Annotated in this window: 24 protein-coding genes; 20 read left to right on the top strand and 4 right to left on the bottom strand. The window is 36.1% G+C overall.

What is annotated here, in order from left to right; translation table 11 throughout:
* Nucleotides 1-53 precede the first annotated feature (53 nt).
* Together AC2CGR_RS20085 and AC2CGR_RS20080 are read left to right on the top strand one after the other, a co-directional pair.
* On the top strand, nt 54-224 hold the full coding sequence (locus AC2CGR_RS20085; protein ID WP_484481090.1) for a hypothetical protein: 171 nt from the start codon (nt 54-56) through the stop codon (nt 222-224).
* Nucleotides 225-476: 252 nt separating this feature from the next.
* Complete coding sequence (locus tag AC2CGR_RS20080) at nt 477-2648, top strand: MSCRAMM family protein (RefSeq protein ID WP_484481089.1); 2172 nt, start codon at nt 477-479, stop codon at nt 2646-2648.
* A 30-nt stretch (nt 2649-2678) separates the two neighbouring features.
* Here the strand turns inward: AC2CGR_RS20080 and AC2CGR_RS20075 are convergent, their stop codons facing one another.
* Entirely contained in the window at nt 2679-3437 is a 759-nt protein-coding gene (locus AC2CGR_RS20075; protein WP_029440590.1) for a TrmB family transcriptional regulator, read from the bottom strand.
* 186 nt (nt 3438-3623) lie between these two features.
* Here AC2CGR_RS20075 and AC2CGR_RS20070 point away from each other — a divergent pair, with 186 nt between their 5' ends.
* The 4 genes from AC2CGR_RS20070 to AC2CGR_RS20055 all read left to right on the top strand — a co-directional run bounded on the left by AC2CGR_RS20070 (nt 3624) and on the right by AC2CGR_RS20055 (nt 7526).
* Nucleotides 3624-5624 (top strand): methyl-accepting chemotaxis protein, encoded by a 2001-nt coding sequence (locus AC2CGR_RS20070; protein ID WP_131100992.1) that lies wholly within the window; start codon nt 3624-3626, stop codon nt 5622-5624.
* Nucleotides 5625-5701: 77 nt separating this feature from the next.
* Nucleotides 5702-6004 (top strand): MTH1187 family thiamine-binding protein, encoded by a 303-nt coding sequence (locus AC2CGR_RS20065; protein WP_001018862.1) that lies wholly within the window; start codon nt 5702-5704, stop codon nt 6002-6004.
* Nucleotides 6005-6052: 48 nt separating this feature from the next.
* Nucleotides 6053-6298 (top strand): YusU family protein, encoded by a 246-nt coding sequence (locus tag AC2CGR_RS20060; RefSeq protein WP_001290594.1) that lies wholly within the window; start codon nt 6053-6055, stop codon nt 6296-6298.
* Between the two features lie 310 nt (nt 6299-6608).
* Nucleotides 6609-7526 carry a proline dehydrogenase family protein gene (locus AC2CGR_RS20055; RefSeq protein WP_000436780.1) on the top strand — a complete coding sequence of 306 codons (918 nt, stop codon included), beginning with the start codon at nt 6609-6611 and terminating at the stop codon, nt 7524-7526.
* A gap of 22 nt (nt 7527-7548) precedes the next feature.
* Here the strand turns inward: AC2CGR_RS20055 and AC2CGR_RS20050 are convergent, their stop codons facing one another.
* Nucleotides 7549-8388, bottom strand: a complete 840-nt coding sequence (locus AC2CGR_RS20050) for a D-alanyl-D-alanine carboxypeptidase family protein (protein WP_087968599.1) — start codon at nt 8386-8388, stop codon at nt 7549-7551.
* 87 nt (nt 8389-8475) lie between these two features.
* Complete coding sequence (locus AC2CGR_RS20045; RefSeq protein WP_087968598.1) at nt 8476-8622, bottom strand: YuzL family protein; 147 nt, start codon at nt 8620-8622, stop codon at nt 8476-8478.
* 235 nt (nt 8623-8857) lie between these two features.
* Between AC2CGR_RS20045 and AC2CGR_RS20040 the strand changes: the two genes are divergently transcribed.
* The 9 genes from AC2CGR_RS20040 to AC2CGR_RS20000 all read left to right on the top strand — a co-directional run bounded on the left by AC2CGR_RS20040 (nt 8858) and on the right by AC2CGR_RS20000 (nt 19154).
* On the top strand, nt 8858-11239 hold the full coding sequence (locus AC2CGR_RS20040; RefSeq protein ID WP_098321003.1) for a 3-hydroxyacyl-CoA dehydrogenase/enoyl-CoA hydratase family protein: 2382 nt from the start codon (nt 8858-8860) through the stop codon (nt 11237-11239).
* A 21-nt stretch (nt 11240-11260) separates the two neighbouring features.
* On the top strand, nt 11261-12433 hold the full coding sequence (locus tag AC2CGR_RS20035) for an acetyl-CoA C-acetyltransferase (protein ID WP_001206342.1): 1173 nt from the start codon (nt 11261-11263) through the stop codon (nt 12431-12433).
* Nucleotides 12434-12577: 144 nt separating this feature from the next.
* Nucleotides 12578-14362, top strand: a complete 1785-nt coding sequence (locus AC2CGR_RS20030) for an acyl-CoA dehydrogenase family protein (RefSeq protein WP_087968596.1) — start codon at nt 12578-12580, stop codon at nt 14360-14362.
* Between the two features lie 138 nt (nt 14363-14500).
* The gene (locus AC2CGR_RS20025; RefSeq protein WP_087968595.1) at nt 14501-15223 is read left to right on the top strand and encodes an MBL fold metallo-hydrolase; all 723 of its coding nucleotides are present in this window, start codon (nt 14501-14503) and stop codon (nt 15221-15223) included.
* Nucleotides 15224-15226: 3 nt separating this feature from the next.
* Nucleotides 15227-15784: a TetR/AcrR family transcriptional regulator gene (locus tag AC2CGR_RS20020; protein WP_087968594.1), complete on the top strand. Its 558-nt coding sequence runs from the start codon at nt 15227-15229 to the stop codon at nt 15782-15784.
* A 690-nt stretch (nt 15785-16474) separates the two neighbouring features.
* On the top strand, nt 16475-16660 hold the full coding sequence (locus AC2CGR_RS20015; protein ID WP_001180555.1) for a hypothetical protein: 186 nt from the start codon (nt 16475-16477) through the stop codon (nt 16658-16660).
* Between the two features lie 13 nt (nt 16661-16673).
* Nucleotides 16674-16922, top strand: a complete 249-nt coding sequence (locus AC2CGR_RS20010; protein WP_001002987.1) for a spore coat protein — start codon at nt 16674-16676, stop codon at nt 16920-16922.
* Between the two features lie 245 nt (nt 16923-17167).
* On the top strand, nt 17168-18118 hold the full coding sequence (locus tag AC2CGR_RS20005; RefSeq protein ID WP_071722396.1) for an L-lactate dehydrogenase: 951 nt from the start codon (nt 17168-17170) through the stop codon (nt 18116-18118).
* 22 nt (nt 18119-18140) lie between these two features.
* Nucleotides 18141-19154: a PTS sugar transporter subunit IIC gene (locus tag AC2CGR_RS20000; RefSeq protein ID WP_000666169.1), complete on the top strand. Its 1014-nt coding sequence runs from the start codon at nt 18141-18143 to the stop codon at nt 19152-19154.
* A gap of 56 nt (nt 19155-19210) precedes the next feature.
* Here the strand turns inward: AC2CGR_RS20000 and AC2CGR_RS19995 are convergent, their stop codons facing one another.
* Nucleotides 19211-19858, bottom strand: a complete 648-nt coding sequence (locus AC2CGR_RS19995) for a phosphatase PAP2 family protein (RefSeq protein ID WP_087968592.1) — start codon at nt 19856-19858, stop codon at nt 19211-19213.
* 143 nt (nt 19859-20001) lie between these two features.
* On the opposite strand from AC2CGR_RS19995, the gene AC2CGR_RS19990 reads away from it, so the two are divergent.
* The 5 genes from AC2CGR_RS19990 (at nt 20002) to gcvH (ending at nt 23201) form a co-directional block, all read left to right on the top strand.
* On the top strand, nt 20002-20529 hold the full coding sequence (locus tag AC2CGR_RS19990; RefSeq protein ID WP_087968591.1) for a hypothetical protein: 528 nt from the start codon (nt 20002-20004) through the stop codon (nt 20527-20529).
* Nucleotides 20530-20914: 385 nt separating this feature from the next.
* A complete protein-coding gene (locus AC2CGR_RS19985; RefSeq protein ID WP_087968590.1) occupies nt 20915-21178 on the top strand; it encodes a DUF3937 family protein in 264 nt (87 codons plus the stop codon).
* Between the two features lie 117 nt (nt 21179-21295).
* Nucleotides 21296-21667 (top strand): hypothetical protein, encoded by a 372-nt coding sequence (locus tag AC2CGR_RS19980; RefSeq protein WP_484481088.1) that lies wholly within the window; start codon nt 21296-21298, stop codon nt 21665-21667.
* A gap of 743 nt (nt 21668-22410) precedes the next feature.
* On the top strand, nt 22411-22776 hold the full coding sequence (locus AC2CGR_RS19975) for an arsenate reductase family protein (protein WP_000218967.1): 366 nt from the start codon (nt 22411-22413) through the stop codon (nt 22774-22776).
* A gap of 41 nt (nt 22777-22817) precedes the next feature.
* Complete coding sequence (gene gcvH / locus AC2CGR_RS19970; protein WP_000026896.1) at nt 22818-23201, top strand: glycine cleavage system protein GcvH; 384 nt, start codon at nt 22818-22820, stop codon at nt 23199-23201.
* Nucleotides 23202-23290 lie beyond the last annotated feature (89 nt).

Genomic DNA, 23290 nt, shown 5'->3' with positions numbered 1-23290 from the left:
AATGCAGGTTTTAGTAGAAAGGTGGAGAATTTGTATGTAGCGAGGTGATGTATATGTATACGAATTTTTCAATTATTGGTTTTTTAATTTCAATGCTTCCGTTGTTCCTTATTATTCTTGCACTTAGATGGGTTCGTTTCATCTATCAAAATTTAGAGAAACAAGTTAAGCAAAATGAGAAAATGATTGAGCTGTTGACGGAGATAAAGGAAAAAGATAAGTAATATGTATTTGTTTGAAATTTGTTTCCCGTAAGTTAAGGCACTTATAAAGTGTCTTTTTTATTATGTTTGAAAATTGGAAACATGTAATATTTATTTGTCAATAGCAGCATGACAACAAACTGTTTTAAAGTTGCTTATTACTATGAAACTTTCTCAACAATTCGACAAGATACTACAAAAAAACCACCTATTCTCTTTTTTTCACTATAAGTACAATGAAACAGTAAGATTGATTCATGTAGAAATTTATATATGGTGGTGGAGAGAATGAAACGAAAGATGGTAGGAAAATGGTTTAGTTTTTTAAGTGCTCTTATTATTTTATTAGGAATTGCAATGCCACAAGTAAAGGCAGAAGTAATGAACAGAGAAACATATAAGATGGATTGGAGCTATAGTAATTCGAAACAGCGTGAAATAAAGACAGAAATAATTAAAACAGCTTCGGGTAGTATTGCGTATTGTTTAACGCCTGATTTACGTTCACCCAATGGGGATGATTTGCCAGAGATGGGGAAAACATCTGATGCCGTATATCGTATTTTATTAAATGGATATCCTCAAAAAAGCCCATCTGAATTAGGTGTAGCGACAACGGAAGAAGCGCATTATGCCACACAATTAGCAGTATGGATTGCAGCAAATGAATTAACGGAAGAAGATTTAGTTGCGAAAAATGAACGTGTACATAATCTTATGAAGCGTTTAGTAGAGACTTCAAAAAAAGAATCTGGATCACAAGATGTATTCTTTAAAGTTAATCCTGTAGATTCACAAACTGCTACACAAAAAGGTGATTATTTAGAAACAGGGTTTTATGCAGTGCAAACAAATGCGGTTTCTGGATCTTATACAATTCTTCCTGAAAATACTCCTAAAGGGCTTCGAATTGTAAATGAAAATGGAGAAGAGAAAAGCACGTTATCAATTAACGAAAAATTCAAAATCTTAATCCCGAAAGATACGAGTAGTGGTAACTTTAAAATGAAAGTGAAGTCTACTTTAACAAATTTACAAGCAATAGCTTTTAAAGGATCAGAAAAAGTTCAAAATACAACGGTATTGTTACAAAGAAATAGTGAGAAAATCAGTACAGATTTAGTTGTAAATTGGGAATCAGTAGGCTCTTTAAAGATTATGAAATTAGGAGAAAAAAAGGAAGTATTAAAAGGGGCGGTGTTTGAAGTTTCTAATGCAAACTTTAAACAAAATGTTACGACTAATGATAAGGGGATTGCGGAGTTAGGTAATCTTCCAATCGGTATATATAGCGTCAAAGAAATTCAAGCGCCAGCTGGATATGTGTTAGACGGAAGTGTTAAAAAAATTGAAGTGAAAACTGGTGAAACTGCAGTATTAGAGCTGAAAAATGAAAATGTAAAAGGTGAATTAGAAATAACGAAAGTAGATGTAGCGGATGGGAATACGAAATTACCAAATGCAGAGTTTACAATCTACAACGAACAAGGAAAAGAAGTAGCAAAAGGGAGAACGGATGAAAAAGGTGTAGCGAAATTCAAATTACCATACGGAAAATACACGTATAAAGAAACAATAGCACCGAATGGATATGTAATAAATGAAGAGACATTCCCATTTGAAATAAAAGAGAATGGAGAAATTATTAAACATATCGTTCAAGATAAAAAAGTAGAAGGCAAGTTAGAAATAACGAAAGTAGATATAGTGGATGGACATACGAAACTGCCGAACGCAGAGTTTACAATCTACAATGAACAAGGGAAAGAAGTAGTAAAAGGGAAAACGGATGAAAAAGGTATAGCGAAATTCAAATTACCATACGGAAAATACACGTATAAAGAAACGATAGCGCCAAATGGATATGTAATAAATGAAGAGACGTTCGCATTTGAAATAAAAGAGAATGGAGAAATTATTAAACATATCGTTCAAGATAAGAAAGTAGAAGGTGAATTAGAAATAACGAAAGTAGATATAGCGGATGGAAATACGAAACTGCCGAACGCAGAGTTTACAATCTACAATGAACAAGGGAAAGAAGTAGTAAAAGGAAAAACAAATGAGCAAGGTGTAGCGAAATTTAAACTACCATACGGAAAGTACACGTATAAAGAAACAATAGCACCAAATGGATATGTAATAAATGAAGAGACATTCCCATTTGAAATAAAAGAGGATGGAGAAATTATTAAACATATTGTGAAAAATAAGAAAGAAGAAAAGGCATCGCTTTCTTCTAAGCCAAATAAGCCAACATCGAATGGAGAAGTGAAACCTTCCGCTGATGTGAAGCTGATGCAACAACCTAATACTCATAATGAAGTGCGTTTGCCAGCTACTGGCGGCGTCGGCAATGAATTTGCGGCTTTATTCGTTTTAGGAATTGGTTTTATTATTGCTGGTGCTTATGTGTTAAGGATGAAAAATAGAAAAGAAATGTAGAAAAAAACGCCTTGTAATAGAGGCGTTTTTTTAGTATCTCAACTTCATCAACAAACTCTTAATTTCCTCATCTTCCATAAAGAGGTCATGGTGCTTCTGGGTAATCTTTGCAAGTGCAACGTCATGATAGAAAAATTCTGTAAAGAACTTCACGAAAGGTTGTGACATTGTTTTCATTGCTTGCCATGACTCTTGCTCTACACCAGCAAATAAAATTTCGCGGTCGTCAACGATGAGCAGTAAGTATCGCTCTAACGCGTTAGGCTCTTCGGCTGGAATTAGAAAATGCATGTTTTCTAATTCTGTTTCTACTTTTCCAACGATAAGGGACTCAGTTTTGACGCCTTGTTTTGCTTTTTCTTCTAATAACGGAAGATATTCTAAAAGAGTATCGTTCCAAGCTGAAATGCGAATCGATTCTTTTGCACTTTCGATAAGTTCTTTACTTTGAACGCGAATAGAAGATTGCATTTTTAAGCTCCACACACGGTCATCTGTAAATGATTTTTTCGATATAGTTGTCTCTAATTCTTTAATATTGGATTGGAATTCTGTCGTTAATTTTTCAATTGCTAGCTTGAGTGGTAATGCTGTATACATCTTTTTCTTCTCTGAAACAGAATCCATTACCATTCCTTTATCGATCAGGCGTGCTAGCACTTCATATATTTTTGCTTTTGGAACGCCAGAATGCTTTACAATCGTTGTAGCATCTAATGGCTCGTTGCTTGATACGACAACTTCGTAGGCTTGGCTTTCATATTGTGAGAAACCGAATTTTTGTAACATAGTTACCTCCGAACGAATGAGATTATATTTTAAGGATAATGAACTATTTGTTTTTGCACAAGTGGTAGTCAGTTTTCTAATTGTATTAAGGTGAGAATTAATTTCAATTTTTTAATTTTATCCATTATACTTAATATAATGATTAATAAGATTTGAATTCAATACGAAGGGGATGCTTGGGGGAAGATGTTGAGAAGTTTACGTTTAAAAATTGCGGTAGTATTTTCGGTGCTTATTTCTATGATGTTCGTAATATTAGGTACAGCTATGTATCAATTACAGAAAGAAAAGGAAGTGCGCTCCTTAGACCAGTATTCTCAAAATACGATGGATCTTGTGACAGAGCAACTTACGACATTTGTTCAAAGAACGGATGAAGATATGGGGTATTATGCGAACAGTGAGATGATTCGTAATATGCTTCAAGACGGAGTTACTCCAGAAGAGGAAGCATTTTTGACGAAAGAGTTTTCGGAGTATAAAAAGAATCATCCTGGCATTTTAGACTTATATATTGGTACGAAAGATAAAAAAACATTAAGTGCCAATCTTGCTGAAGGTGGACAAGTGCCAGAAGGATATGACCCAACGACAAGACCTTGGTATAAAGACTCAGAAGCTGATGTGAAAAAGGTTCACTGGGGACAACCTATGTATGAAATTGCAACAGGTAAGCTAAGTGTGGGAGTTTCTAAAGCAATTACAGCTCAAGATGGATCTGTATTAGGTGTTGTGGCGATGGATGTATCGCTCGGAACAATTCAGAAATTACTTCATAATATTCAATACAATAACGGCGGGGAAATGTTTATTATAAATGATAAAAATATGGCTCTTGTTTACCCAGAGAAAATCGGGAAAGATGTTTCGAAAGAGCCACTTGTGAAGAGTTTAAATAAAGATGTAACAAAATATGCTGTCACTACATTAAAAGGTGAAGATGTAGTTGCATATAGTCAGTCATTTGATTTGATGAAATGGAAGATAGGAATTTTTTATCCGAAAGAAACGATTGATGGGCTATTAAATAGTATGAGAAATACAGTCATTATAATGGCATGTATTAGCCTATTCGTTGCGATCATAGCTTCATACTTGTTCTCAAGAAGATTAGCAAGACCACTGCAACTATTAACGAATCACGTTCAAAAAGTAGCAGAAGGTGATTTAACGTTGCAAATGAAAGTGACAAGTAAGGATGAAGTTGGAGAACTGACGAACCATTTTAATCATATGGTTGAGCAAATGAATGAAATGGTAAGCAAAATTAAAAATAGTGTATCAACCGTGCAACAATCAACGAATAATCTACATTATTTAACGAATGAAACTGTAGCAGCTAGTAGAGAAGTGTCAGGGGCAATGGATGATGTGAGCGGAGGAGCTTCTACGCTTGCTAATAGTGTAGATGAAGTTTCAGAGCAGCTTGAGAATATGATACAGTCAGTGGAACAAATGAATAGCTCCGTTGGTGAAATAAAAGGAGTAGCTGGTAAAGCAGAAGAGGCATCTAAGCAAGGATTGAATACGATGCGAAATTTAGTTCGTACAAGAGAACAATCATCTTCAATTGTCGTTCATACAGAGGAAGCATCCGGAAAGTTAGAGCAAAGAGTTGGATCGATTCAAAATGTTGTAGAGCTTATAAAAGGTATTTCGGATCAAACAAATTTACTTGCTTTAAATGCTTCAATCGAGGCAGCACGTGCGGGTGAACAGGGTAAAGGCTTTGCTGTTGTTGCTGAAGAGGTTCGAAAATTAGCGGAACAATCAAAAGAAGCAACAGTAGAAATTGCGACGATGATTGGTGATGTACAAGTAGAGGTAAGACGAGTTGTAGAAGTTGTAAGTAAATTGAAAGACATTGCGGATATACAAAATAATGTTACGACAGAGGCAGAGGCGGAATTCCGTACCATTATGTCAGTTGTAAATACAATTAGTACTTCAGTGGAACAAATTGTAGAAGAGGTACATAACATCGGTCACGAGCAAGGAGAAATTACAGCGGTCATGCATACAATTGCTGGTACGAGTCAAGAAAGTGCAGCTGTTTCGGAAGAAGTAAATGCTGCAACTGAATCACAAGTGAATCATCTAGAAAAGGTGGCTCATACGATGGAAAGCTTGACGGAGCATATGAGAGACTTGGAAAGATTGGTTGAGCAGTTTAAAATAGAGGAATAACAAATTAGTAAAATGATGAGTATTTCGGTAAAATAGACAATGGATATATAAGAAGCAATTATAGGAGGAAGACTACTATGGCAATTGTTGACGTATCGATTATTCCAGTAGGAACAGGTAATCCAAGTGTTAGTGAATATGTAGCAGAAGTACAAAAGGTGCTAGAGAAAAATGCAGATCGCGTGAAGTATCAATTAACACCAATGAATACAGTTATTGAAGGAGATCTTCCTGTCATTCTAGAAGTAATTCAACAAATGCATGAAGTTCCATATACGAAAGGTGCACAGCGCGTTGCAACAACAATTCGTATCGATGATCGTCGTGATAAAGTAAGCACAATGGAGAAGAAATTAAACTCTGTTCGATCAAAATTATAAGGAAAAGCAGCGATCTTCGCTGCTTTTTTCATATAGGAGGTAGATAAGATGAGTGAAAAATTTAACGAACAATTTGACGGGTTGTTAGAGAAATACACGGAACTATTACTTGGAGAGAGCAATGAAGAGAGAAAAGAACAGGTACAGAAGTGGGCACTGTATTCTTACATAGCGAAGACGATGCCGGCTTTAGTGAAGCATTGGAATGAGACGTATCCCGATGCGAAAGAAGAGATGGTACAGTTAATTACAGATATTAAAAGGCTGAATGAAGAAAAGAGAAATGAGCAATAAAAAAACTTGGGGTAAATATAATCTCAAGTTTTCTGTATTAATATCCTCATATAATTTACATGGAATATAAAGGGTTTTATAGGCATGTCGAATATTTTCGACATGCCTATTTTGTGCCTAGTAAACTCCATTTTTCTAAATGTCGAAAAATATTTCAGGCATATTTATAAGCGAGAATATAGGGTTTTAAATGTTTTTATAGTATTTTATAAATTATCTAAATAATTATTTGTATCCAATAATTTTAAACAATGATATAATTTTGAAGAGGGGTAAAAAACAGATAAATCAAGTCATAGGGGTGAATTACATGGAACAATTAATGCGAAATTCGTTTCTTTTCTTATCTAAAAATAAAGCGCTAACAAAACTGGCTAAAAAGTACGGTTTACGCTTTGGTGCAGGTCGCTTTGTCGCAGGGGAGACAATTGAATTAGCGACAGCAGCTATTCAGGCATTGAACAAGCAAGGACTTTGTGTAACAATCGATTATTTAGGGGAATTCGTTGATAATGAAGCGGAAGCAAATGAAATGGCTAACCAATCGATTGAAGCAATCCGTGCAATTGGAAGAGAAGGTCTTGATTCGCAACTTTCTTTAAAGATGACTTCTATGGGATTAGATATCTCTGATGAAATCGTAATGAACAATATGCGCCGCATTTTAGAAGCTGCAAAAGAAAATGGTGTGTTCGTTACAATTGATATGGAAGATTATACACGCTGCGGAAAGACAATTGATATCTTTAAACAGTTAAAATCTGAGTACGATAATATTGGTACTGTTATTCAAGCTTACCTATATCGTACAGAAAAAGATATTGAGGACTTAAATGCTTATAATCCTAATTTACGTCTTGTAAAAGGAGCTTATAAAGAACCTGAAGAAGTGGCGTTCCCGGACAAGAAAGATGTAGATGACAATTATAAAAAAATTATTAAAATGCACTTGTTAAATGGAAATTATACTGCAATTGCTTCACATGACGAAGCGATTATTGAATATACGAAAAAACTTGCCGAAGAACACAACATTCCAAGGGATCAATTTGAATTCCAGATGTTATATGGTATTCGTAATGAGCGTCAACTCGAGCTAGTAAAAGAAGGTTACAAAATGCGTGTTTACGTACCTTACGGAAACGACTGGTATGGCTACTTCATGCGTCGTCTAGCAGAGCGTCCAGCAAACGTTGCGTTCGTATTAAAAGGTATGGTTAAAAAATAACCAAGGAGAAAATACTCCTTGGTTATTTTAATTGCTGAAATGCGTAATGTGCCATTTTCTTTGTATCAGGATACAGTTGCTTGCGAGTAGAAGATAATACAACATTAATGACGCGTTTACCGTCTTTCTCATCCACTGTTACGACTGTATATTTTCCGAGTGCTGATAGGCCGCTTTTACTTCCAATTGCATATGGATCGTCATATAGTTCTTCTCGTCCATAGTTTGCGATTTGTGGAGAGCGTTCTGAAGTATGTAGAGTTGTACGCGTTGAATTCATATATTCTAAAACAACTGGGTACTTTAATGCTTCTTTCGTAATCATAGCAATGTCATATGGTGATACTTTGTTTCCTAGTGCATCAGCACCACTTGCGTTTTTGAAAGTCGCATGCTTTGTACCAAGTTCCTTCGCTCTAGCATTCATCATTTTTACAAATTCATTTTTTGATCCTGCGATATGTTCTGCGATGGATTCAGCTATTGGATCTGCACTAATGATAAGCATCAGTTTTAATGCTTCATCACGTTTTAACTTTTCCCCAGCACGAAGTTTAATTTTCTTACTTTGACTTTCTGTTTTAATTGCGTTTTCTGTAACTGTAATTTCCTCATCCTCTTTTACATTCTCTAGTAAAAGAAGGGTTGTCATCATTTTGGCTATACTAGCCGGATAAGAGCGTTCGTCTTCTCGTTTTCCATACAAAATTTCACCTGTGTCTGCATCGATTGTGATTGCGTATTGCCCAGTGATGCTAGGTTGATCGGCTCTTACAGCTTGTTGTCTTTGTGCGTAAGAGAAGAAAATCATCCCTGTAAATAGTGTGGCAATCATTACAATCATAACTATTGTTCGTTTCATTATAATTCCCTCATTTGTTACAAATAAATTGGGCAGAAAAAGCAGCCATTACCCATTATGCCACGTTCTCTGCCCAAAAATATAGCGTTATTTTTCGCCCATATTATGCTTCTTATATTGTTGGTTATTACCTTGACGTCCTTTTTCTACGCCTCGATCAGTTGGGCCAGCGTTTCCTGTCACACTTGCTGCGCTAATTCCAGCCTTTGAAGGGTTCTTCTTAATTTTTGCCATATATATTCCTCCAGTTTCGTCAGATTATAAAAAGGGAAAGTGTATTTTAGTGAAGAAAATACATATATAGCATGGGCAAATAAAAGAAAAATATTTATTTCAGAAAATTTTATCAATAAATATATTGCGAAAATTTAAACAGTATCATATATTTATTAGTAGAGGCTCACTCATTGATTGCGACTTATGTCGAAAAATTGAATGAGCATTCATTCAAGAATAGGGGGAGAATTGGATGTTCCAAATTAAAAAGGCTGCTGTTCTAGGGTCAGGCGTAATGGGTTCAGGAATTGCGGCACACTTAGCTAATATTGGTATTCCGACATTATTGCTTGATATTGTACCACCTGCGCTTACGAAAGAAGAAGAAGCGAAGGGACTTACATTAGAACATAAAAGTGTGAGAAATCGTTTTAGTAATACGGCACTACAAAAACTATTAAAGCAAAAACCAGCTCCTCTGACAGTGAAAGGAAATTTAGCACTGATTGAAGCAGGTAACTTAGAAGATGACCTTGAGCGTCTAGCTGATGTAGATTGGATTATTGAAGTAGTAGTTGAAAACTTAGATATTAAAAAGAAACTATTTGAAAAAGTAGATGCTGTTCGTAAACCGGGTTCTATCGTAAGCTCGAATACGTCAGGCATTTCAGTTGAAAAAATGGCAGAAGGTCGTTCAGACGACTTCCAGAAACACTTCTTAGGCACACACTTTTTTAACCCACCACGATATTTAAAACTTCTAGAGGTAATACCGACGAAAGAAACTGATCCACAAGTATTAAGCTTCATGAAACTATTTGGCGAAGACGTTCTTGGAAAAGGCGTTGTTATCGCAAAAGACACACCAAACTTTATTGGAAACCGCATTGGTACGTACGGTTTATTAGTAACTCTTCAAGAGATGGTAAAACGCGGCTATAGTATTGGGGAAGTTGATTCAGTAACAGGCCCACTTATTGGTCGTCCGAAGAGCGCAACGTTCCGTACATTAGATGTTGTCGGTTTAGATACATTTGTACACGTTGCAAATAACGTATATGAAAACGTACAAGAAGAAGAGCGCGATGTATTTAAAGTACCAGCTTTCATGCATGACATGCTTGATAAAAAATGGCTTGGAAGCAAAACAGGTCAAGGCTTCTTCTTAAAACAAGGAAAAGAAATTTTAGAATTAAATCCAGAAACGATGGAGTACGAAGCTCGTAAAAAATTAAAAGCTGCATCGGTGGAGTTAAGTAAACAAGAAAAAGGTTTATCGAATAAATTGAAAGCGCTTGTATACGCGAAAGACCGCGCAGGAGAGTTGTTATGGAATATCATCACACCAACTCTTTTATACTCTGCAAAACTTCATAAAGAAATTGCTGACGATATCGTTGCAATTGACCAAGCGATGAAGTGGGGCTTCGGCTGGGAGCAAGGACCGTTTGAGGTTTGGGATGCAATCGGCGTTGAAAAGTCCGTTCAAAAGATGGAAGAAAACGGCGCAGTTGTTCCGACTTGGGTGAAAGAAATGTTAGAGAAAGGTTTCACTACTTTCTACAAACATGATAACGGAGATAGCTACTATTACGATAATGGCGAATATAAGCTAATTGAACGTAATAAAAAGGCAATTTCTCTTAAACAATTAAAAGCGAAAAATGGTGTATTAAAGAAAAATAGCGGAGCGAGCTTAATCGATTTAGGTGACGGTATCCTTTGCTTAGAATTCCATTCGAAGAGCAATGCAATCGGTATGGATATTACGCAAATGATTAACTACGCTGTTGATGAAGTAGAAAAGAATTATAAAGGTCTTGTTATCGGTAACCAATCGAAGAACTTCTGCGTTGGTGCAAACTTAGCAATGATCTTAATGGAAGCACAAGACGACAACTACTTTGAAATTGAGTGGGTTGTGAAAAACTTCCAAGATGCAATGACGAAAATTAAGTACTCTTCTAAGCCAGTTGTAGCAGCGCCATATGGTATGACGCTTGGCGGAGGTACAGAAGTTTGCTTACCAGCAGCGAGCATTCAAGCTTCTAGTGAAACGTATATGGGCTTAGTAGAAGTTGGTGTTGGCTTAATCCCTGGCGGAGGCGGTAATAAAGAGCTATACATTAAACACTTAAATAAAATGGCAAACGGCGTAGAGTTTGACCTGCAAAAAGTTGCAAATAAAGTGTTTGAAACAGTCGCAATGGCGAAAGTTTCAACTTCAGGACAAGAAGCAGTTTCTCATAACTTCTTAGGTGATAAAGATGGTATTAGTGTGAATGGTGATCACTTACTATACGATGCGAAACAGAAAGCACTTGCTCTATATGAAGCTGGTTATAAAGCACCGATTCGTAAAAAGATTCCGGTTGTTGGTGAAACAGGATATGCAACTCTTGCACTTGGTGCAGAAGCAATGCACTTATCTGGTTACATTTCAGAGTACGATCTTCACATTGCGAAGAAACTTGCATATGTCATTGCGGGCGGAAAAGTACCGTATGGAACAGAAGTTGATGAGCAGTATTTATTAGATGTAGAACGTGAAGCATTTATTAGCTTAGTAAGTGAGATGAAATCACAAGCAAGAATGCAGCACATGCTTGTAAAAGGAAAGCCATTACGTAACTAATAACGAGGGGAGATATCGTTCATGAGAGAAGCTGTCATTGTTGCGGGAGCAAGAACACCAATTGGAAAAGCAAAGAGGGGTTCATTAAAAACAGTTCGTCCTGACGATCTAGGGGCGTTAGTAGTAAAGGAAACGTTAAAGCGTGCGAATTATGAAGGACCAATCGATGATTTAATTTTCGGTTGTGCGATGCCAGAAGCAGAGCAAGGTTTAAATATGGCTCGTAATATCGGCGGATTAGCAGGACTTTCTTACGATGTTCCAGCTATTACAATTAACCGTTACTGTTCTTCAGGTTTACAAAGTATCGCTTACGGAGCAGAGCGCATTATGCTTGGTCATTCGGAAGCGGTATTATCAGGCGGAGCGGAATCAATGAGTTTAGTTCCAATGATGGGACACGTTGTTCGTCCAAATAGTCGCCTTGTAGAAGCGGCTCCAGAATATTATATGGGTATGGGACATACAGCAGAGCAAGTTGCTGTGAAATATGGAATTTCTCGTGAAGAGCAAGATGCATTTGCAGTAAGAAGTCATCAACGCGCTGCGAAAGCATTAGCTGCAGGTAACTTCGCTGATGAAACAGTATCTGTAGATGTGACGTTACGTACTGTTGGATCAAATAACAAACTGCAAGAAGAAACAATCATTTTCGCACAAGACGAAGGTGTAAGAGCAGAAACGACGCTAGACATTTTAGGTAAATTACGTCCAGCATTTAACGTTCGCGGTTCTGTAACAGCTGGTAACTCTTCACAAATGAGTGACGGTGCAGCATCTGTACTATTAATGGATCGTGAAAAAGCAGTGAGCGACGGCATGAAGCCACTTGCGAAATTCCGTTCATTTGCAGTAGCTGGCGTACCACCAGAAGTAATGGGAATCGGCCCAATCGCTGCAATTCCAAAAGCGTTAAAACTAGCTGGCTTAGAGCTATCTGATATTGGCTTATTCGAACTAAATGAAGCATTCGCTTCGCAATCAATCCAAGTTATTCGTGAACTTGGTTTAGATGAAGAAAAAGTAAACGTAAACGGCGGTGCAATCGCACTTGGACATCCACTTGGCTGTACAGGAGCAAAACTAACGCTATCTCTTATTCACGAAATGAAACGCCGCAACGAACAATTCGGTATTGTAACAATGTGTATCGGCGGCGGAATGGGAGCAGCGGGAGTGTTTGAATTACTATAAAAAAAGTGGAAGCGGCTTGCTCACAACGAGACGCTGCCAATGCAAAGAATGGAAGCAACAAAGGTTTATAAAAAATAAACGGGAGAGCCAGCTTCTTTCAAAATGAGAGAAGCGGCTTATGAAAATATGAAGGAGGAAATTTTCATGGAAAAAACAGTAGGAAATGCGGTTAAAGGCGGTAGCTTTTTAGTAGATGAGATTACGATTGATCAAGTGTTTACGCCAGAAGATTTTTCATCTGAGCATAAAATGATTGCAAAAACGACAGAGGACTTTATCGTAAATGAAGTTCTTCCAGAGCTTGAATATTTAGAGCAACATGAGTTTGATCGTTCTGTTCGTCTTTTAAAAGAAGCTGGGGAACTTGGTTTATTAGGCGCTGATGTACCAGAAGAGTACGGCGGAATTGGTCTTGATAAAGTAAGCTCAGCGTTAATCGCAGAGAAATTCTCTCGCGCTGGTGGCTTTGCAATTACTCACGGTGCTCACGTAGGTATCGGATCTTTACCAATCGTATTATTCGGTAACGAAGAGCAAAAGAAAAAGTATTTACCATTACTTGCAACTGGTGAAAAATTAGCTGCATACGCATTAACAGAGCCAGGTTCAGGATCTGACGCATTAGGTGCAAAAACAACGGCACGTTTAAACGCAGAAGGTACACATTACGTATTAAACGGTGAAAAACAGTGGATTACAAACTCTGCATTCGCTGACGTATTTGTTGTATATGCAAAAATTGATGGAGAGCATTTCTCAGCATTTATCGTAGAGAAAGACTATGCTGGTGTATCTACAAGCCCAGAAGAAAAGAAAATGGGTATTAAATGTTCTTCAACTCGTACGTTAATTTTGGAAGATGCGTTAGTACCGAAAGAAAACTTACTTGGTGAAATCGGTAAAGGTCATATTATCGCATTCAACATTTTAAATATCGGTCGTTATAAATTAGGTGTTGGTACAGTTGGATCTGCGAAACGTGCAGTAGAAATTTCAGCACAATATGCAAACCAACGTCAACAGTTCAAACAACCAATCGCTCGCTTCCCATTAATTCAAGAGAAACTTGCGAATATGGCAGCAAAAACATATGCAGCTGAAAGCTCTGTATATCGTACAGTAGGCTTATTCGAAAGCCGCATGAGCACATTATCTGAAGAAGAAGTAAAAGATGGTAAAGCAGTAGCAGCTTCTATCGCTGAATATGCAATCGAGTGCTCTTTAAATAAAGTATTCGGTTCTGAAGTACTAGACTATACAGTAGATGAAGGTGTTCAAATTCACGGTGGTTACGGATTTATGGCAGAGTACGAGATTGAAAGAATGTACCGCGATTCTCGTATTAACCGTATTTTCGAAGGAACGAACGAAATTAACCGTCTAATCGTACCAGGTACGTTCTTACGTAAAGCGATGAAAGGTGAATTACCACTTCTTCAAAAAGCACAAAAATTACAAGAAGAGTTAATGATGATGATGCCAGAAGAAGTAGGCGATGAGCCATTAGCACTTCAAAAGTATTTAGTAACTAATGCGAAGAAAATTGGCTTAATGGTAGCTGGATTAGCTGCTCAAAAATACGGTAAAGCATTAGATAAAGAGCAAGAAATTCTTGTGAATATCGCTGACATCGTAAGTAACCTATACGCAATGGAGTCAGCTGTTCTTCGTACAGAAAAAGCAATTAAAACGACTGGTCTTGAAAAGAATAAACAAAAAGTGTTATACACTGAAGTATTCTGCCAAGAAGCATTCAACGAAATCGAAGCACATGCGAAAGAAACACTTATCGCAGTTGAAAATGGCGACATGCTACGCATGATGTTATCATCATTACGTAAATTAACTCGTCACACACCACTTAACGTAATTCCGAAGAAGCGTGAAATCGCTGCGAAAATTTTAGAAGATGAGCGTTACACAGTTTAATATCTTTAAAGAACAGTAGTCGTTTATACGACTACTGTTCTTTTTTTTGAAAAAAAGAAATTTTTAGTGACATAAAACTAATGCCATTAGTATAATAAAACTAATAGTATTAGTTTTCGTGAAAAGGGAGATGGGAATATGAGAATGATGCATGAAAAAACGGTATATCAATTGTCATTTTTGCCAAGAGTGTTTCCTGTGAATTGTTACTTTGTGGAGGAAGAAGATGGTTTAACTTTAATTGATACGGCTTTGCCATATAGCGCAAAAGGTATTTTGCAGGCGGCTGAGAGAATAGGAAAACCAATTACTAAGATTGTATTAACACATGCGCATGATGATCACATCGGTGCATTAGACGCATTAAAGGAAGTACTTCCTCATGTTCCAGTCTATATTTCTAAGCGGGACGCAAAGCTGTTAGAAGGAGATACGACGTTACAAAAGGATGAACCAAATACGCCAATAAAAGGCGGTGTACCTAAAAAGATAAAAACGGTACCTGATATTTTATTAGAAGATGGCGACCGAGTTGGATCGCTTCTTGCGATTATGACACCGGGACATACGCCAGGCTCCATGTCGTTTCTTGATGTAAGAAATAAAGCTCTGATTGTCGGGGATGCATTCCAAACAAGAGGAGGTATGGCTGTTTCAGGACAAATGAAATTTTGGTTTCCGTTTCCGGCGATGGCAACGTGGAGCAAAGACATATCATTACAAAGTGCAGAGAAGTTAAGAGAATATGAGCCTTCCTTGCTTGCGGCAGGACATGGAAAAATGATAAACGATCCAGTGGCTTTCATAGAGCTTGCTATTAAAGAAGCGAAGCGGAATATAGAAAGTAGGAAAGAGGGTTAATTGATGTCACCGAGAATCGGACTTACATTACAAAAAATTGTAGAAACAGCAGCAGAAATAGCAGATGCAAATGGAATACAAGAAGTAACGTTAGCTTCATTAGCGCAAAGGTTAGGGATACGTTCTCCCTCACTATATAATCATGTAAAAGGGTTACAAGATGTACGGAAACATCTTGGTATTTACGGAATACAACAGCTGCATAACAAGCTAGAAGAAGTAGCCGAGGATAAACGTACGGATGAAGCAATTCATGCATTAGGAGAAGTATATGTAGCATTCGTACGCAAACATCCTGGACTGTATGAAGCAACTTTTTTACGAGATGAAGAAGTAAGGAAAGCAGGTGACGGAATTGTAAAGCTTTGTCTGAAAGTTTTACAACAGTACGGCTTAGAAGGAGAGAATGCACTTCATGCGACACGTGGATTCAGAAGTATTTGTCACGGATTTGCGTCGATTGAACAGCAAGGTGGATTTGGTTTGCCGTTAGATCTGGATATGAGTTTACATGTATTATTGGAAACGTTTATTAAGGGATTACATGGAATGAAAGCGTGAATAAGAAGCGAGACAACTAAAAACCTTAGAAGTGATTCTAAGGTTTTTTAGTGCATATAATTCGAAAAGGACGATAGGCTTTTTCGAATTAAATGATATTATTTTGCAGGTTTGAAAAATGTGTATATGGCTAAGAAAAAGCAAACGAAACTGAATACGATAGGATCTTGATAGGGACTAGGCTCAGAGCCCTTCTGGATTTCTGTAAGGAAGTCATGTGTTTTCATATTTATTGCTCCTTTATATAAGAATACGTTTAATGAAACTAATACTTACTAATAGAGTTGCACTAATAAATACTAAGAAAAACGTAGTGTTACGATTTTTATAATTGTTAAGTGTTATAAATAAAAAGCAAATGAGAAATAACATATGTAACGGTATAGAAGTGAGTAATGGCTTTAAAGTTAATATATCAATCAACAATTTTACATAGAGGATTGCGTAAATGATAAAGAAGGTAACTTTAACATATTTTTGCATGAGCACACCTACCATGGTTTGTTTGAGGATTATACTGTTATTATAAGGTTAGCTTTTGAATATTTGTATTTTTCTGTAATTATAACATTTTTTTGTATTTATAAATAGATGTGATTGATTTGAAATGTAAGAAAGCTTTTTCATGAATACGATTTAAAAAGAGCAGAATACTAAAGAAGAATGAAAGAAGAAAGGTAGGAGTATTCCATGCAAAATTTAACAGAGCTTGAAGTAGAAAACTTACGTCATTTAATTGGTGGACACGCAACAATTATTAACAAGTTGGAGCAGTATGCACAGACGTGTACAGATCCACAACTGAAACAAATGCTACAAAAAGATGCGCAAGATGCACGAAATACGAAACAGCAATTAATGACTTTCCTAGGATAGGAGGAAGCGGAAAATGAATGAAAAAGATATGGTAAATGATTATTTAGCAGGATTAAATGCAAGTTTAACAAGTTATGCAAATTATATTGCTCAGTCTGATAATGAACAGTTACACCAAACGTTAATTCAAATTCGTAATCAAGATGAAATGCGCCAACGTAATATGTATGAGTATGCAAAGCAAAAGAGTTATTACAAACCGGCAGCACCTGCAAATCCGATGATTGTACAACAATTAAAAAGCCAATTAAGTGCGGAATAACAGGAAAAAGAAAACGAGCGAATCTATTCGCTCGTTTTCTTTTTGTATATGTCAATAAATACATAATAAATATTTTTCCAGTTGTAACAAATATGACGAAAATGGAATATGACAATTCACAAAAAGGACAAAAACTTTGTTCAACATTTCACAAAGTATCCATGGTTTCTATCGTGGGAATCTCTATAATTAGGAGTGTAAAGAACAAAAGAAATAGATTATATGATCAATTAGGAGAGATTGCTATGAAAAGACATACAAGAAAAATTGCAATTATCGGTACTGGATTAGTTGGATCAAGTTGTGCATATTCCATTGTGAATCAAGGCATTTGCGAAGAGCTATTATTAATTGATATAAATCATGAACGTGCAGTTGGGGAAGCAATGGATTTATCACACTGCATTAACTTTACAAATACAAGAACAAAAGTATATGCAGGAAGTTATGAAGACTGCAAAGATATGGACATTGTTATTATTACAGCAGGACCAGCGCCAAAACCAGGGCAAAGTCGCTTAGATACTTTAGGAGCAAGCGCAAAGATTATGGAAAGTGTTGTTAGCGGCGTAATGGAAAGTGGATTTGATGGTATTTTCTTACTTGCATCGAACCCAGTTGATATTATTACATATGAAGTGTGGAAATTATCTGGATTACCTAGAAATCGTGTAATCGGTACTGGTACATCACTAGATTCTTCTCGCTTAAGAACAATTTTATCTGAAATGTTACATGTAGATCCTCGCAGTATTCACGGGTATTCATTAGGGGAACATGGTGATTCTCAAATGGTTGCTTGGTCACACGTAACTGTTGGTGGAAAACCAATTCTGCAAATTTTAGAAGAACAAAAAGAACGATTTGGTGAAATAGATTTAGATGAAATCGTTGAGAAGACTGCAAAAGCCGGATGGGAAATTTATAAACGAAAAGGTACTACTTATTACGGAATCGGAAACTCTCTAGCATATATTGCAAACTCAATCTTTAACGATGATCATCGTGTCATTGCTGTATCAGCTATTTTAGATGGTGAGTATGGTGAATATGATATTTGTACAGGAGTGCCAGCTATTATTACTAGAGATGGTATAAGAGAAATTGTAGAACTAAATTTAACAGAGGATGAAGAATCTCGATTCGCAAAATCAAACGACATTTTACGTGATTATATGAAAACAATTGGCTACTAACTTATAGGAGAAGGTGAAACAAATGAAGGAATATATAATGTCTCGTGTATTTAAAGCATCAGCTGGAATCGCACAAGGTATTTTCGTATCCCTTGGAATTGGTTTACTAATCGAAAATATAGGAAGAATTGTTGATATTCCGTTGCTTATTACAATCGGAGTTGTTGCAAAATCACTTATGGCACCAGCCATTGGTGCCGGAATTGCTTTTATGCTCGGTGCAAATGGACTTGTAATCTTCTCAGCTATGGTAGCTGGAGCGATTGGTGCCGGATCCATTTCAATTACTGAAGCAGGTCTAATTATTAAAACAGGTGAGCCAATCGGTGCATTATTAACAGCGACTTTAGCTGTATATATTGGTAAACGTTTAAGTGGAAAAACTGCGTTAGATATGATGCTCGTTCCATTTGCGGCAATATTAGGTTCTGGTTTAGTCGGCATTTGGTTATCTCATAATATTACTCCTGTTTTAAATGCAGTTGGAGCATTCATTAAAGATAGTTCAGCTGGTAGCCCGTTTATCGCTTCTATCGTCATTGCAGTCGTTTGGGGACTATTACTTATCTCGCCAGCTTCATCAGCTGCGTTAGCGATCGCACTTAGCTTAGACGGTGTTGCAGGTGGTGCTGCTCTTGCAGGCTGTGTTGCTCAGTTTATCGGATTCTCTGTCATCTCAGCGAAAGAAAATAATTTAGGTGGTATATTAGCTCAAGCTCTGTGTACTCCAAAAGTACAGTTGCCAAATATCACTAAAAATCCAATGATTCTCGTCCCAACTGTCGTCGCCAGTGCTATAGTTGGTCCTGTATCCGCATTAATTTTCCAACTGGAAGCAGGAAAAGAAATTGCAGGTCTTGGATTAAGCTCTCTTATCGCACCAATTAATTTAATTTCCAGCGAAGGGTGGGAAGTTGTCCCAGCGATGGTAATCACTTATATCATCATTCCAGTAGCTGTTTCTTATATACTTTACATTGCTCTAAAAAAAGCAGGTCGTATTCACTCTGGTGATATGACTGTACCGCAATCTTAAATTGAAAATCTTCTTTTATATAGAGAAAAGCAGACTGAGAAGCCACAGTCTGCTTTTTACATTTTTTGATTTTGTTTTACTGGAACACGTACCGTTTCTTTTGCTAATAATAGCTGCACGCCGAAGTAAAGTATGCTTGCAAGCGTCATTCCGGAAATGGCGTCTACAAATGCATGTTGCTTCGTAAATAGCGTTGATAAAATAATAAGTGTACCGAAGAAGGTAAGAATGTAATATTCAAAAGCATGTTGTTCTCTACGTCTAAAGGCAGCTAACATAATAACAAATGTAGTAAGAACGTGAATGCTAGGGAAACAGTTCACCGGTTGATCGATACTATAAATATAGCGGACTAGTTCGGAAAACACGTCTGATCCAACAACGTTTGGACGTGGTACAGTTGTCTGCCAAAAATAATAAATAGAAAAACAAGCAAGTTTTCCAAGAATGACACTACTTAAAGTGACATAATATTGCTTTCGATCTGCAAAGCAGTAATAAATAAGTGCGCCGTATAAGTAAGGAAACCAAAGTAAATAAGGAATAATAAATGCTTTCACAAATGGAATCCAATCATCTACTACAGTTGTGACATCTACTGCGTGTACAGCCGATTTATTTAATACATCGTAAAGGGGACTTACGAGTACGAGTAGAAGTATATAACTTAACGGAAGAAAAGATGAAAGTTTAAATTTCTTCATGATAATCTCCTATGTTTAGTAATGTAAGTAAATTCAATTGATTATAATATAGAAACGCAATTTGGGCTATCGATTTTGCTTACATTTTCTTGAATTCACCTTACGTTTTTGTCACTTGACTGAAAAGAAGGGGAGGGTGCTAAATGAAGCGTTTATCGTATTTTTTAGTTTTTATATTGATATGCCTAGCGAGTGCTGGGTGTGCAAAGGATAAAGAAGGAGAGAAATTAGAATATAACGGAAGAGCACTCGTAATTGGAGTTGTTGGAGAAAAACCGAAAGATACGTTTAGGAATATAAAGTTTGAGGAAATGAATTTAGAGGAACTGGAGAAGAAATCTAAGGAAGTAGATGGTTTTCTAATAATGAAAGATCACTTTCAAGAAGCCTCAACAGATCAGTATAAAAATGTATTTTCATCGCTAAAGAAACCAGTGTTTTTTATCGGTTTACAAGATAAATCATATTCGATTTTTATTACAAAAGGGATAGAGTATAACAGTGCCCGAAAAGATGTAAATGCCATGTATACGCAAGGGTTTGCAAATATCGGAAGTGGTGAAGGACAACAATGGGCAGTTGGTTTATCGAATGGCGGAAATACAGAAGAAAGTATTCATAATATGTACATCGTCGTATTTCAAACCATCGCAGATTATTTGAATAGATGATGAGGGAGCCTGTAAATTAGGCTTCTTATTTTTTATGCAGAAGCAAATATAACAATATGATTGAGAAGCTCACGAAAGCTTTACAACGTATGCAAGAGTAATGATACCAATTTATAATTTTTTATCAGCTATTGCGGATTTAATTATAAAGTTTTAATGAAGCGCATCCAGAAATCGGTTATATAGTGGTTCAAATGATGCCGTTATTTATACGATTACTTGTAAAGCGATTTTGTCCTACAATTGTAGGGCTTTTTTATTAACAGTACTTCCTTAATGTTCACGAAATATGCAAATATGCATATTGTATTTATTTGGATATTTTGTATGTTAAAATTAAATATAGGGATTTTTGTATATAGAGAACTGAAAACAGAAATATCCAATGAATTTTGAGAGGTGTTACATGTTTACAAACAAGAAATTAATTCGATTTGGTCTAACATTACTTGTATGTTTATTTGTAATTGATTTTACAATCAGTTATTTTCAAACATATCTTGAATCAGCGGCAGGGATTAAATGGGTAATATCAGAAACTTGGAGAACTATTTTGTTAGATGTCCCTGAAAGTATACTGGTTATTTTAGGCGCAATTGCTTTATATGATTTCACAAAAGAAACATCGCCAAAAGACGCATCAATTTAAATGCGTCTTTTTTATTTCATGCAATTAGCAATTTCGTGGATGGTAGTCTTGCTATCAATAATAGAGCATTATGCCATACAATGAAGATAATATTAGAAATTTATGGGGATGATTACGTTGAGGGAATTTTTAATTAGTTATGCTGCAAGTCTGCTTACTTTTACTATCATATGGTTCTTAATACCGTATATTTCTGATCCTAGTTATTCTAACGAGAATGGTTTACCTAACATAGTTGGATTTATTGTAATTCTCATCATATTTGGTAGTGTATTAGATCTTATAGCTTGCCTAATTGGAGAAGTGTTATACAGGAACATAAAACAATGTAGGAAGTTTCGAGTTGGAATTCCTGTATTTATTGGACTAGCTCTTATCTATATATTTATACTCTCTCTTTTTACTATTACTAGTGCATATGCTTCTAGTTTAGTTGTACCTATTATTATGGGTTTCTTAGCTTTTTATGTAGTACGTAGAAAAATATAATTACCTCAGCTAACGATAATGATGTAAATGAGCTAGTGGCGGTTCCGCAAAGATTTTGAATAAATTACGAAAAAGTAGAGAACTATACATTTTTACTTTAATGAAGGATACGTTTACCTTTAGATTGATGATAAAAAAGAAGTGCCCTGTCTCTAAGCAAGGGCACTTCTTTTTATATTTCAGTCAGTAATTTGAATTTCATATTCTCAGGAGTAGTTACTTTTGCTTTATTGATGATACGCTTAATAACTTTTTTATGGGCTCACTACTACGGTCAAAATCGTTAGTTCCTTTTATCTGTAAGCCTTTGTCATGTAAAGTGTTTCCACGTTTTGTGACTATAGGATGAAATGGTTAAATAAACGTTTGTTTAAGATGTATGTTCGGTAGGAAGAAACCGATGCAGCTCAGGGGGTGAACAAAGAAAAATAGGGAGTTAATCAAACGTTTGTTTAAGGGATATGTTCGGTAGGGAGAAAGTGTTGCAGCTCAAGGGTGAACAAAGAAAAATAGGGAGTTAATCAAACGTTTGTTTAAGATAGATGTTCGGCAAGGGATGGGGAAGGAATCTAAAAAATTTATATATTTATTTTTTCTTAACAAATGGCGGAAAAATAAGAAAAATTTGCAGGATTATTAAAAATTATCACGAAATAAGTAAAAGTTTAGCGAATAATCGTTTGAAATAATAAAACGTTTTCTATATGATAAAGGTAAAGGTTAGTAAAAAAGTAGGTGAATTTATGACAGTAACATTTTATTCATATCCAAAGTGTGGCACATGTCAAAAAGCAAAGAAATGGTTTGAGGCAAACGATGTAGCATATGAGATGATTCATATTGTTGAAAATCCACCATCAAAAGAAGATTTACGTAATTTACATGAAAAAAGTGAATTACCATTAAAAAAATTCTTTAATACAAGTGGAATGCGTTACCGTGAACTTGGTCTGAAAGATAAGTTAAAAGATGCAAGTGAAGACGAAATGTATGAGCTTTTAGCATCTGATGGCATGTTGATTAAACGTCCAATTGTAACAGATGGAACGAAGGTAACACTTGGTTTTAACGAAGAGCAGTTTGAAAGTGTGTGGAAAAAGTACCAATAAGGTATTTTTACATAATTAATACATTCACTGGAGGTACAGTCATGAGCATTCCAAATAATTTACGTTACTCTGAAGAACACGAATGGGTAAAAACTGAAGGTAATGAAGTTGTTATCGGTATTACTCACTTTGCACAAGGTGAGCTAGGCGATATCGTATTCGTTGAACTTCCTGAAGTAGGTGCAACAATCGAAGCTGACGAGCCATTCGGAAGCGTAGAATCTGTTAAAACAGTTTCTGAGTTATACGCACCTGTAAGCGGTAAAGTTGTAGCAGTAAACGAAGAATTAAGTGACCAACCAGAACTTGTTAACGAATCTCCATACGAGGGTGCATGGATGGTTAAAGTTGAACTTTCTGATGCAAGCCAAGTTGAAAAGTTATTAACTGCTGAAAAATATGCAGAAATGACAAACCAAGACTAATTATAGTCGACTGAAGGACAGCCTTTGTGCTGTCCTTTTTTATTTTGTGTAAAATAATGAACGTAGAATCATATACTAATTATCGTGTG

Source organism: Bacillus sp. LSHTCR4, assembly GCF_057197025.1.
This window is presented reverse-complemented; position numbering and strand designations above follow the sequence as displayed.

Bases quoted from the DNA above. Each gene is read 5' to 3' on its own strand.
- AC2CGR_RS20065 (WP_001018862.1), top strand. From the start codon at position 5,702: ATGGCAATTGTTGACGTATCGATTATTCCAGTAGGAACAGGTAATCCA.
- AC2CGR_RS20070 (WP_131100992.1), top strand. From the start codon at position 3,624: ATGTTGAGAAGTTTACGTTTAAAAATTGCGGTAGTATTTTCGGTGCTT.
- AC2CGR_RS19975 (WP_000218967.1), top strand. From the start codon at position 22,411: ATGACAGTAACATTTTATTCATATCCAAAGTGTGGCACATGTCAAAAA.
- AC2CGR_RS20020 (WP_087968594.1), top strand. From the start codon at position 15,227: ATGTCACCGAGAATCGGACTTACATTACAAAAAATTGTAGAAACAGCA.
- AC2CGR_RS19990 (WP_087968591.1), top strand. From the start codon at position 20,002: ATGAAGCGTTTATCGTATTTTTTAGTTTTTATATTGATATGCCTAGCG.
- AC2CGR_RS20015 (WP_001180555.1), top strand. From the start codon at position 16,475: ATGCAAAATTTAACAGAGCTTGAAGTAGAAAACTTACGTCATTTAATT.
- AC2CGR_RS20055 (WP_000436780.1), top strand. From the start codon at position 6,609: ATGGAACAATTAATGCGAAATTCGTTTCTTTTCTTATCTAAAAATAAA.
- AC2CGR_RS20000 (WP_000666169.1), top strand. From the start codon at position 18,141: ATGAAGGAATATATAATGTCTCGTGTATTTAAAGCATCAGCTGGAATC.
- AC2CGR_RS20025 (WP_087968595.1), top strand. From the start codon at position 14,501: ATGAGAATGATGCATGAAAAAACGGTATATCAATTGTCATTTTTGCCA.
- AC2CGR_RS20005 (WP_071722396.1), top strand. From the start codon at position 17,168: ATGAAAAGACATACAAGAAAAATTGCAATTATCGGTACTGGATTAGTT.
- gcvH (WP_000026896.1), top strand. From the start codon at position 22,818: ATGAGCATTCCAAATAATTTACGTTACTCTGAAGAACACGAATGGGTA.
- AC2CGR_RS19985 (WP_087968590.1), top strand. From the start codon at position 20,915: ATGAATTTTGAGAGGTGTTACATGTTTACAAACAAGAAATTAATTCGA.
- AC2CGR_RS20030 (WP_087968596.1), top strand. From the start codon at position 12,578: ATGGAAAAAACAGTAGGAAATGCGGTTAAAGGCGGTAGCTTTTTAGTA.
- AC2CGR_RS20035 (WP_001206342.1), top strand. From the start codon at position 11,261: ATGAGAGAAGCTGTCATTGTTGCGGGAGCAAGAACACCAATTGGAAAA.
- AC2CGR_RS19995 (WP_087968592.1), bottom strand. From the start codon at position 19,858: ATGAAGAAATTTAAACTTTCATCTTTTCTTCCGTTAAGTTATATACTT.
- AC2CGR_RS20075 (WP_029440590.1), bottom strand. From the start codon at position 3,437: ATGTTACAAAAATTCGGTTTCTCACAATATGAAAGCCAAGCCTACGAA.
- AC2CGR_RS20045 (WP_087968598.1), bottom strand. From the start codon at position 8,622: ATGGCAAAAATTAAGAAGAACCCTTCAAAGGCTGGAATTAGCGCAGCA.
- AC2CGR_RS20040 (WP_098321003.1), top strand. From the start codon at position 8,858: ATGTTCCAAATTAAAAAGGCTGCTGTTCTAGGGTCAGGCGTAATGGGT.
- AC2CGR_RS20080 (WP_484481089.1), top strand. From the start codon at position 477: ATGGTGGTGGAGAGAATGAAACGAAAGATGGTAGGAAAATGGTTTAGT.
- AC2CGR_RS20085 (WP_484481090.1), top strand. From the start codon at position 54: ATGTATACGAATTTTTCAATTATTGGTTTTTTAATTTCAATGCTTCCG.
- AC2CGR_RS20060 (WP_001290594.1), top strand. From the start codon at position 6,053: ATGAGTGAAAAATTTAACGAACAATTTGACGGGTTGTTAGAGAAATAC.
- AC2CGR_RS20010 (WP_001002987.1), top strand. From the start codon at position 16,674: ATGAATGAAAAAGATATGGTAAATGATTATTTAGCAGGATTAAATGCA.
- AC2CGR_RS20050 (WP_087968599.1), bottom strand. From the start codon at position 8,388: ATGAAACGAACAATAGTTATGATTGTAATGATTGCCACACTATTTACA.